This is a genomic window from Spirulina sp. 06S082 (assembly GCF_034932145.1).
Classification (GTDB): domain Bacteria; phylum Cyanobacteriota; class Cyanobacteriia; order Cyanobacteriales; family Spirulinaceae; genus CCY15215.
This window is the reverse complement of the sequence record NZ_JAYGHV010000428.1, coordinates 1-9,262: the sequence shown is the minus strand read 5'-3', so window position 1 is coordinate 9,262 and position 9,262 is coordinate 1. Positions and strand designations below refer to the sequence as shown.

The 9,262-nt window shown below is 45.5% G+C and carries 12 protein-coding genes and 1 pseudogene; 6 read left to right on the top strand and 7 right to left on the bottom strand.

What is annotated here, in order from left to right:
- From VB714_RS27615 to VB714_RS25965, 3 genes and pseudogenes are all read left to right on the top strand, one after another.
- Window positions 1-146: pseudogene (locus tag VB714_RS27615) on the top strand (IS200/IS605 family accessory protein TnpB-related protein); the annotation flags it as partial.
- Between the two features lie 235 nt (window positions 147-381).
- Window positions 382-1,476 carry a spermidine/putrescine ABC transporter substrate-binding protein gene (locus tag VB714_RS25970; RefSeq protein ID WP_416309802.1) on the top strand — a complete coding sequence of 365 codons (1,095 nt, stop codon included), beginning with the start codon at window positions 382-384 and terminating at the stop codon, window positions 1,474-1,476.
- 68 nt (window positions 1,477-1,544) lie between these two features.
- The gene (locus VB714_RS25965; RefSeq protein WP_323228105.1) at window positions 1,545-2,687 is read left to right on the top strand and encodes an ABC transporter ATP-binding protein; all 1,143 of its coding nucleotides are present in this window, start codon (window positions 1,545-1,547) and stop codon (window positions 2,685-2,687) included.
- A gap of 24 nt (window positions 2,688-2,711) precedes the next feature.
- Here VB714_RS25965 and VB714_RS25960 read toward each other — a convergent pair whose 3' ends face one another.
- The 7 genes from VB714_RS25960 to VB714_RS25930 all read right to left on the bottom strand — a co-directional run bounded on the left by VB714_RS25960 (window position 2,712) and on the right by VB714_RS25930 (window position 6,837).
- The gene (locus VB714_RS25960) at window positions 2,712-3,209 is read right to left on the bottom strand and encodes a YceD family protein (RefSeq protein ID WP_323228103.1); all 498 of its coding nucleotides are present in this window, start codon (window positions 3,207-3,209) and stop codon (window positions 2,712-2,714) included.
- 21 nt (window positions 3,210-3,230) lie between these two features.
- Window positions 3,231-3,707: a protein jag gene (locus tag VB714_RS25955; protein WP_204104177.1), complete on the bottom strand. Its 477-nt coding sequence runs from the start codon at window positions 3,705-3,707 to the stop codon at window positions 3,231-3,233.
- 95 nt (window positions 3,708-3,802) lie between these two features.
- Window positions 3,803-4,972, bottom strand: a complete 1,170-nt coding sequence (gene yidC / locus VB714_RS25950) for a membrane protein insertase YidC (protein WP_323228101.1) — start codon at window positions 4,970-4,972, stop codon at window positions 3,803-3,805.
- Between the two features lie 112 nt (window positions 4,973-5,084).
- A complete protein-coding gene (locus VB714_RS25945; RefSeq protein ID WP_323228099.1) occupies window positions 5,085-5,477 on the bottom strand; it encodes a PH domain-containing protein in 393 nt (130 codons plus the stop codon).
- Entirely contained in the window at window positions 5,467-5,856 is a 390-nt protein-coding gene (gene rnpA / locus VB714_RS25940; RefSeq protein ID WP_323228097.1) for a ribonuclease P protein component, read from the bottom strand. The genes VB714_RS25945 and rnpA overlap by 11 nt, the downstream gene beginning before the upstream one ends.
- Before the next feature lie 56 nt (window positions 5,857-5,912).
- Complete coding sequence (gene rpmH / locus VB714_RS25935; protein ID WP_204104181.1) at window positions 5,913-6,050, bottom strand: 50S ribosomal protein L34; 138 nt, start codon at window positions 6,048-6,050, stop codon at window positions 5,913-5,915.
- An 85-nt stretch (window positions 6,051-6,135) separates the two neighbouring features.
- Window positions 6,136-6,837 carry a DUF2808 domain-containing protein gene (locus VB714_RS25930; protein ID WP_323228095.1) on the bottom strand — a complete coding sequence of 234 codons (702 nt, stop codon included), beginning with the start codon at window positions 6,835-6,837 and terminating at the stop codon, window positions 6,136-6,138.
- A 527-nt stretch (window positions 6,838-7,364) separates the two neighbouring features.
- Between VB714_RS25930 and VB714_RS25925 the strand changes: the two genes are divergently transcribed.
- The 3 genes from VB714_RS25925 to VB714_RS25915 all read left to right on the top strand — a co-directional run.
- Complete coding sequence (locus tag VB714_RS25925; protein ID WP_323228093.1) at window positions 7,365-8,513, top strand: Re/Si-specific NAD(P)(+) transhydrogenase subunit alpha; 1,149 nt, start codon at window positions 7,365-7,367, stop codon at window positions 8,511-8,513.
- A 35-nt stretch (window positions 8,514-8,548) separates the two neighbouring features.
- Window positions 8,549-8,845 (top strand): NAD(P) transhydrogenase subunit alpha, encoded by a 297-nt coding sequence (locus VB714_RS25920; RefSeq protein WP_323228091.1) that lies wholly within the window; start codon window positions 8,549-8,551, stop codon window positions 8,843-8,845.
- A gap of 2 nt (window positions 8,846-8,847) precedes the next feature.
- Window positions 8,848-9,262: NAD(P)(+) transhydrogenase (Re/Si-specific) subunit beta (locus tag VB714_RS25915; RefSeq protein ID WP_416309801.1), on the top strand; the 415-nt coding region annotated here is incomplete at its 3' end.

Sequence of the window (9,262 nt, the reverse complement as noted above, 5' to 3'; positions counted from 1 at the left end):
TAAACGCGAGTTATAATATTGGCGCGAGATATTGGTATTGTGTATTAATAGGCGACAAAAACTTTTCCAGAGTGTATGTGGGCAAAAGTTCCGACTGCACGCTGAGAACGCCAGTTGTTCTGGGAACGCTACGAGGTCTCTCGTAGCTGAAAGAATCCCCAACCATAATCTTTGATTTGGTTGGGGAGCGTTCAAACCGTCCGCTATCAAGACGATCGCACTATAATATTTTCTGTAACTTTTTTGTAATATGCTTTGACGTGCGAAATGTGGGTTAAGAAGAATCTCCGGCAATTTTTGTCAAGAACTTTGCTAGGCTGAAACTATAGTTTGCCATACTCTCGTCCATCGTCAATTTTTTGTATTAACGAGGCAATAATGATGAAAAAATTTCTGATTCTTCTACTTTTGTTTGTTTTTGGCTTGCTCGTACCGTTCGGATGTACTGTAAACAATCCAGATTCTGCTAATACGGGAAGTAATGGAAATGGAGGGACTGAGAACGTCCTAAATATTTACAATTGGTCAACCTATATTGATGAAGAAACAATTCCAGAATTTGAAAAAAAGTTTAATGTCAAGGTTCAATACGACACCTTCGAGAGTAACGAAGCACTCCTGGCTAAAATTCAACCGGGCAATCCTGGCTACGATATTATTGTACCCACTGGAGACTTTGTCGAAAATATGATTGCTCAGGGTTTACTCGAGAAACTCAATCACGATAATATTCCCAATCTTAAACATCTCGATGAAGCCTTTGTCGATCCTCCTTTCGATCCTGGAAACCAATATAGCATTCCTTATCAATGGGGAACAATGGGCATTGGTTATAATATTGAAGCAGTAGGGGAAGAGATAACAAGCTGGAAAGAAATTTTCGATGCTAAATATAAAGGGAAAGTTGCATTAATAGAAGATTCTAGAGCAATGTTAGGCGTAATTTTGATGTATTTAGGTTACGATCCCAATACAATTAACGAAGGTGAAATTGCCGATGCAACAGAGTTTATCATTCAGCATAAAGACGCGATCGCGACATTTGCCCCAGATACCGGACAAGATTTACTCGATCAAGGGGAAGTTGATATAGCAGTAGAATGGAGTGGCGATATTTTTCAGATTATGGAAGAAAATGAAGATATTCGTTATGTAATTCCCAAAGAAGGGACAATTATCTGGACAGATAATTTAACCATTCCTAAAGATGCCCCTCATCAGGAATTAGCCGAAAAGTTCATAAACTTTGTTCTCGAACCAGAAGTGAGTGCAAGAATTTCCAACTATGTTAAATTTGGTTCTCCCAATAAAACCGCCCGAGAACAAAAATTAATTGCACAAGAAGACCTAGAAAATACGAGCATTTACCCCTCCGCAGAAATATTTAAGCGCTTAAAATATGCCGATGATTTGGGGAAAGATACCGCCTTATACGACCAAGCCTGGACTGAAATAAAAGTAGCGGTTGGAGGATAAGACAACAGTATATTTTCATCTCCCAACTTAGGGAAACTAGCAAGTGTAAATTGGAGGGTGGCTCAATCATGGATGCGGTTCAACTGGTTAATGTATCAAAGGTATTTACAGGACAAAACAATCGCGAAGTTCTGGCGGTGAATGATGTCACTTTGCACATTCGAGAAGGTGAGTTTTTCTCGCTTTTAGGGTCTTCTGGGTGTGGAAAAACGACCATTTTACGCACGATCGCCGGCTTTGAATTGCCCACTTCTGGGGAAGTCTACATTCATGGGGAAGCGATGGGCGATCGCCCGCCTTTTCATCGTCCCGTAAATACGGTTTTTCAAAATTATGCCCTCTTCCCTCACCTCTCCGTTGCTGAAAATGTGGCTTTTGGCTTGGAAATGGATCGTCTCCCCCGAGAGAAGATTCGCAGCCGCGTCGGGGATGTTCTCGCCTTGGTTAAACTCAATGGGTTAGAGGATCGCCGTCCCCGTCAACTCTCTGGAGGACAACAGCAGCGAGTCGCTTTAGCCAGGGCTTTAGTCAAACGTCCCCAAGTGTTACTATTTGACGAACCTTTAGGTGCCCTCGATCTGAAACTGCGAAAGGAAATGCAAATCGAACTCAAACAGATGCAGCAAAAAGTCGGCATTACTTTCGTTTATGTGACTCACGACCAAGAGGAAGCCTTAACCATGTCCGATCGCATTGCGGTTTTGAATGGGGGACAAGTGTTGCAGGTGGGCACGCCGACGGAAATTTATGAAACCCCCAATTGTCGCTTTGTGGCGGATTTTATCGGCGAGAGTAACTTTTTGCTGGGACGGGTCATTGAATGGCGATCGGGGGGCGCGATCGTCTTGGTTGATGAAGAGTTGCCCATTTCGGTGCCTTACGCATCAGAACTTCCGATCGGGAAAGTTGTCACCCTCGTCATTCGCCCAGAAAAAGCCACCATTCACCCAGAAAACTACCTAGATGACAAAGGATTACTAGGAACAATTACAGAAGTTATTTATTTAGGAACGGATACTCGCTTTATTGTGCGTCTCACCTCACAAACTTTGCTCTCTATTCGCCGCCAGAACTTATATCGCAATAACTTAAGTTCGTTTTCTGTAGGAGAAAGAGTGCGGATTCGAGTCGCATCGGATAGCATCCGAATTTTAGAGGAGGGGGTTTCCAATTCAGAACGGTTGAAAAGTGTACCTAATCCGGTTAATTGATTATTGTTGCTGTATTTTTATTAGTCACGATTCATCAAAAGCAGCCTTAAGCACCTCCAAACTCGCCCAACGGCGATCGATTGTTGCTTCGTTCCCCGCTTTAACTGGAGTGGTTCCCTGACATTGTTCTCCGCAAGTTTTCTGCAAAGGCATTGCTAAACTTAGCTGTTCGTATAACCACATTTCTGGGTCAAAATGTCCTTTCGGAGAAAGAACTTCTGATAGGTCTCCCACCCGCACCTCGCGTTCTTGGGGTAGGGGTTCTGTTTCTTCCTCCAACCAGATCAACTCTGTCGTTTCCACCTGTAAGCGGTGATTGTAATGTTGCAAACAGCGATCGCAAACCAATGTGGCGATCGCCTCCACTTCTGCACTAACTTCTAAATAAGTCTGTCCGTGCCTAACTTGCAATTTCCCTCGCACGGGGGTCAGGGTTTCCAAATTCGGCAGAAACATTTCTACAGCAATTTCCTGCGTGTTTTCCGGAATTGCCAGTAAATGAGGAATATAAATTGATTCCATTTTTTTATTAAACCAAAAAAATTAACGCAATTTAACAAACAAGCGGCGATCGGGATCTAATCCCCGACTCTCCGTTGTTAAATCGTTAGATTCCTTGAGAAAATTATGAACTTGTCGCCGTTCTGCGGAGGAAAGCGATTTCATTTCTACTTCCCGTCCAGTTTCCCGAACCAGTTGAGAAACCTCATCCACTAAACCTCGCAATTCTTCCTGACGTTGGAGACGATAGCCGTCTATCTCCACGGTAAAAGGTTGCTGAGTTTCGCGATCGCCACCCATATTCACAACGGTATTGATCAAATATTGAATTGCATCAATGGTTCTTCCTTGCTTACCAATTAGAATTGAAATTTGTTCTGATGACAACTTATTTTCTGCAATCGTTAGCCAGCAAGCGCCATCATCATTTAACTTAGCAATTCCGACCGCAGTAGAGAAACCCATTAATTTTAAGAGTTTTTCCAACCACGCTTGACCCTTTTCTATTTGTTTCTTCATGATTATTCTTCACCGCGATACATACAGTTTGAGATTGAAAAGAGCAGCCCAAGAAAAGATAATGGCAATCAATCTCACTTTTTCACATTCTTGTTTTAACCCGATGGTTTTTCTTTCTTCTTAGAGCGTTTGCGCTCGAAAGGCAAAGCCTCTTCTCCTTTGGTTTGCTGTTTTTGTTCTTTTTCTTGTTGTTCTACCAGTTTTTGTAAGTTTTCTGGTAGTGGTTCTTTCATCAGAATAAATGTTTGTGCGGTTTGGAAAATATTAGCAACCACCATATACATTAAAACCCCTGCTGGGAGTGGAAACACTAAAAACATTCCCGTAAAAAGCAAGGGTGTAATTTTACTAATGGCTTGTTGTTGCTTGGCACTGTCATCGGCGGCAGGAGTTTTGCTGGCTCCAGTCAAATTTGTGCTGATATAGGTACTCACCCCAAAAAACAAGACCATGATGACAATATCCCAATGAATACCCCCGTTGGGAGCAGTGGCACCCACTCGTCCGAGAGCGTTGATAAAGAGAAATCCTTCATCAGCAGCGAGTCCTGGGACCGTACCTTGAATTGTCGCATTTCCTGGGGCAAGAGCAACAATCGTTCCATCGGGCTTCACTGCCACATTTTCACTCCCTTTTGTAACACTCCATGTTGGTTGGAGATTGTGTTGGGGGTGAGAGGCACTAAGTTCTGTTAAAGATAAACCTTCAGGGGTTTGAAATTTAACTTGGCTCTTTTCACCAATTGCGAGAATTTTTCCCGTCGCTAGAGTTGCGGCGATCGGTTCGTGCAGACCTTCATCAATATAAATATTTTGGGGTTTTGTGGAATAGAACTGGCGTTGAACTTGTGCGACTTCTGCTTTGGGCAGGATTTGTACGTCCACCGTGTAGTTGATGTTGGTAAAAGGCGATCCTCGCAGGGTTGTGAATAATGCCCAGAGAATCGGTAATTGTAGGAGAACGGGGACACAGCCACCCAAAGGGTTGCCATATTCTTTATAAATTTCCCCCATCGCCTTTTGTAACTCTTGCGGATCGTCCTTATAACGCGCTTGTACTTCTTTAACCCGCTTCTGCATCACCCCCTGAGAGATTTTTGTTCGTCTCATGCTGCGGATGGAACCCGCACTGAGAGGATAAACAGCAAAGCGAATTACAAGGGTTAAAGCGACGATCGCAAAACCATAACTTGGCACAATCCCATGAAAAAAATCAAGGATTGGCAACATTAAATTTGTGGAAATAAACCCGATACCAAAATCCATACGTCTGAAGTCCAGCCTACTTAGTTTAAAGTTTTTCTTGACAGTTTAGTTTTTTTTGATTCGTTATCGAACTGTATTTTCCTTCGTTGGTTGGAAATAGCGCGATCGCGCTTTAGCATTGAATTTCTTCAACAGAAACTCCCGTTTTCTCGGCTGCTTTTTGGGCAATATAATCGTAAATTTCTCGATATCGAGGCAAGGAGCGCATTTCCAAACGACTCTTATCTCGGAGAGTAATAACCAGATCTCCCCATAAACCGACCCCTCGCGCCACCTTAACAATCTTAACAACTTCTGCGTAGATTATGTCGGTGCGATCGCGCCCTTGCCAGCCTCCCGTTACGGAAATACGGCGATCGGTAATGCGGTAGCGCAACCACAAGGCTCTGACGATGGCCGCGACGGTCAACGGCAGACAAATGACGGTGAAACCCAACAAAACATTTACGATCAAATCGCCAACATGAGGGCCGCCCTCAAAAAACGATGTTTCTTTAATACCCATGCAAAACCTCGGCTCGTGTCAATAACTGCTTTAATTCTCTCAAAAAATGTTCGTATTCGCACTTCGTTGCTGTAGATTTTACCCCAATTGCCAATTTCCAGCCCCCAGACATTTGCGGGAGGACTTCTCTAATAGCTGCACGAATTTGGCGCTTGATGCGATTGCGGACGACCGCTTTTTTACTCACTTTTTTGCCAATAGAAATACCAATGCGAGTGGGCGGGAGTAAGGCTATCTCGGCTTCCGTTGTTCCAGTTTCAAGGGACGCTGCGGACAAACTCCGCAACGTTAAATAAGAACCGGAATAGCGCTTTCCGCGTTGATAAACCTCCTGAAAATCCCGCCAGTGTTTGAGTCGATTGGCTTGGGGCAATCCCACTCTCGTTTTTATCCTCTTGCTTGGCGTTAGGGGCGATCTGCAAAGAAAATCCTTCCTTAGACGGCTAAACGATGCCGACCTTTACCGCGACGAGCATTGATAACTCGACGACCGTTTTTGGTTCGCATCCTGGCGCGAAACCCCGATTTTCTCTTTTGTTTGCGGCTTGTGCCTCCCAAGGTACGCTGGGTCACTGACTGTCTCCTTGCTTCACGTCAAATTACACAGTCTCCCATTATACCCCCCCGACCTGAGATTTTGTTGGGATTAGTCAATGGATTAGTCAATTGTTAAAATCCAAACCCCAACATCCGCGAGTTGAATGCGCCGGGCATCTCGGAAGGGAGTATCGAGGCGACCGACGCTGGGGGCATTATCAGGATCGCTAAAACAACTGCTATCGGGTTGTTCGCGATCGCGATCGAGACAGCTTACCGTATGGGCTCCAAAGTAAAAAGTTCCCCCCTGCCAAGGATTCCGGACTTGAGATAATTTAATTTCAATGGGAGTCTCGGGTTCGATCGTTTCTTTCAGGGAAATATTCAGGCAATGGTAAAGATCCCGGCGGCCGTTTTGATTTTCAATGGCGTAACATTCTTCTTGCAGGTCCGTGTAGGCAATTTCCACTTTATTGCGATAGCCTTCGCCATACCCGACTTCAATGCGATCTAAATTAAAACGACCTTCATAATAGTCGGGGTAGGAAACAATCAAACGAGAGACCCCATTTTCGATCTTGTTGGCGGGAATTCGCAGCTTATAGCGATCGTCGCGAACATTGCGCCGTCCGTTTTTGAGGTGATAATTGAGAATATTAGAGCGATTGCCTACGCCGCTAAAAATCACTAAACCGGGATTGCTTTGGGCAAAGCTGGCGGCGGGAATTCCCGCTAGGGCTACGCCAACGGCGGCCAGACCGGAAAAGATTTGAGTGCGGGACAATTTGGAAAGTACTGAGGAAAATTTTTGAGAAAAGACCATGATCTATCTGTTGAATAAATTGGAAATGGACGAGAGGCAATGAGAGAAGAATCACATCGAGAGAAATTAAGGAGATCGCGCACTTAAGCAGCCGTCTCCATATCGCCTCAAGGGGGTTTGGTCAAGGGCATTCTTTACCAAACTTTATTTTAGTTTATCAAACTAAATCAAATCTTGATTCCTTCTCCCAACGCAGAAACTGAGAAAAATGTTCCCTCGGTGGCGCGATCGCAGGACACATTTTTGGCGCGTTCTCAGTAAATCCATAAGATAAGTTGAAGAACGGGAGAGAACGCTAAGGATAGCAATATGATGCAGGATGGCAGTCTATATGTTGTCTCAAATATGATCTCAAATATGAGTTCAGAGCATTGGAGGGAAAGGGTCCGGGAGAATATACCGTTCGACTCGAGGGTAAGGAAAATCGGCAACGCAAAAACCCGATTGGTATTTGCTCTTGTATTTGCTCTTAGAGAAGGAATGACCCAATCTGCTAGTTTTTCAATTGTTAAAAATAAGGAGTCAGTATGAAAATTGCGATCGCAAGGGAAGCAATCGAGATCGGCGAGCGTCGGGTGGCCTCGATCCCCGATGTTGTTGCTCGGTTTGTTCAGCAAGGCTGGGAGGTCTGGGTGGAAGCGGGAGCCGGGGAAGGCTCTTATTTTAGCGATGATGACTATCGCGCGGCGGGAGCTACTGTAGATGGCGATCGCGGTAAAGTTTGGGGAGAAGCGGATTTACTGTTAAAGGTTGCCCCGCCCCAAGACCATGAAATCGAATCCCTGCGTCACGGCGGCGCGATCGTCTCTCTCCTCAATCCTCTTGGGAAGCCGGAAACCGTTCAGGCTCTTGCACAACGGCAAATTACGGCATTTGGGATGGAATTAATCCCCCGCACCAGTCGCGCCCAAAGCATGGATGTTCTCTCCTCTCAAGCCAGTTTAGCGGGGTACAAAGCGGTTTTACTCGCCGCCGCCGCCCTGCCCAAGTTTTTCCCCATGCTCACTACCGCCGCCGGCACCATTCGCCCGGCCAAAGTGTTTGTGATGGGTGCAGGAGTTGCTGGTTTGCAGGCGATCGCCACCGCACGACGTTTAGGGGCAGTTGTAGAAGCCTTTGACATTCGCCCGGCGGTGAAGGAAGAAGTACAAAGTTTGGGAGCGAAATTCGTTGAGGTCGCCCTCGATGAGGATACTGTCGCAGAAGGCGGTTATGCCAAAGAAGTGTCCCAAGCAGCCAAAGAAAAAACCCAGCAAGTCATGACGGAAAGGGTGGCTAATGCCGATGTTGTCATTACCACAGCACAGGTTCCCGGTAAAATAGCTCCGACTCTGGTAACAGCAGAAATGGCCGCTAAGATGAAACCCGGTTCGGTTCTCGTCGATCTGGCAGCAGAACAAGGGGGAAATTGTGAGGTCACTGAAGCCGGGAAAAATATTAATTACCACGGCGTGACCATCATGGGACCGACGGATCTCACCTCCTCAATGTCCGTTCACGCCAGTCAACTTTATGCCAAAAATGTCGCCACTTTGTTGAAATTGTTGGTACAAGAAGGGGCATTAAATCTCGATTTCAGCGACGATATCATCGATCGCACCTGCGTCACCCATGCTGGCGAAATTCGCAACGATCGCGTTAAAGCGGCTCTAGGCATGGAAAGCGTCAAAGTTTAAATGCCAATTACCAATTACCAATTAGGAGATTATTGATGAGTGGAGCAACGTTAATTACTTGTTTATTCGTGTTTGTTTTGTCTTCGTTTGTCGGGTTTGAGTTGATTAATAAAGTGCCTCCAACCCTGCATACCCCCTTAATGTCTGGAGCAAACGCGATTTCTGGAATTGCCGTTTTAGGTGCGATTTTAGTCTCTGGTTCGGAAGATTTAACCCTCAGCGTCATTTTGGGGTTTGTCGCCGTTATTTTGGCAACTATTAATGTTGTCGGCGGTTTCTTGGTCACGGATCGGATGTTGCTCATGTTCAAAAAGAAGGAAGTTAAAGCATGAATATTGATGAGTTTTTGCCCAGTGGCATTCAGTTAAGCTATTTGGTAGCCGCTTCTTTGTTTATTTTGGGTTTGAAAAAGTTGGGTTCCCCGGCTACAGCCAGACAGGGGAATCAATCTGCGGCGATTGGGATGTTACTGGCGGTGGTGGCAACCATGCTCGATCGCCAAGTTTTGAGCTATGAAGTGATTATCCTGGGAATTGCGATCGGTTCTGCCATTGGCGCGATCGCGGCCTATAAAGTGGAAATGACGGCAATGCCCCAAATGGTGGGGATTTTTAATGGTTTGGGAGGTGCTGCCTCGGCGTTGGTGGCGATCGCGGAATTTTGGCGCGTCCTCAATGCGGGAGAATTACTTTCTGTAACTTCTCTTGTCACCATTCTTCTCGGCATTCTCATCGGCGGTATCACCCCTG

Excerpts from the sequence above, each read along its gene's own strand:
- VB714_RS25970 (WP_416309802.1), top strand. The coding sequence starts at position 382 with ATGAAAAAATTTCTGATTCTTCTACTTTTGTTTGTTTTTGGCTTGCTC.
- VB714_RS25965 (WP_323228105.1), top strand. The coding sequence starts at position 1,545 with ATGGATGCGGTTCAACTGGTTAATGTATCAAAGGTATTTACAGGACAA.
- VB714_RS25960 (WP_323228103.1), bottom strand. The coding sequence starts at position 3,209 with ATGGAATCAATTTATATTCCTCATTTACTGGCAATTCCGGAAAACACG.
- VB714_RS25955 (WP_204104177.1), bottom strand. The coding sequence starts at position 3,707 with ATGAAGAAACAAATAGAAAAGGGTCAAGCGTGGTTGGAAAAACTCTTA.
- yidC (WP_323228101.1), bottom strand. The coding sequence starts at position 4,972 with ATGGATTTTGGTATCGGGTTTATTTCCACAAATTTAATGTTGCCAATC.
- VB714_RS25945 (WP_323228099.1), bottom strand. The coding sequence starts at position 5,477 with ATGGGTATTAAAGAAACATCGTTTTTTGAGGGCGGCCCTCATGTTGGC.
- VB714_RS25930 (WP_323228095.1), bottom strand. The coding sequence starts at position 6,837 with ATGGTCTTTTCTCAAAAATTTTCCTCAGTACTTTCCAAATTGTCCCGC.
- VB714_RS25925 (WP_323228093.1), top strand. The coding sequence starts at position 7,365 with ATGAAAATTGCGATCGCAAGGGAAGCAATCGAGATCGGCGAGCGTCGG.
- VB714_RS25920 (WP_323228091.1), top strand. The coding sequence starts at position 8,549 with ATGAGTGGAGCAACGTTAATTACTTGTTTATTCGTGTTTGTTTTGTCT.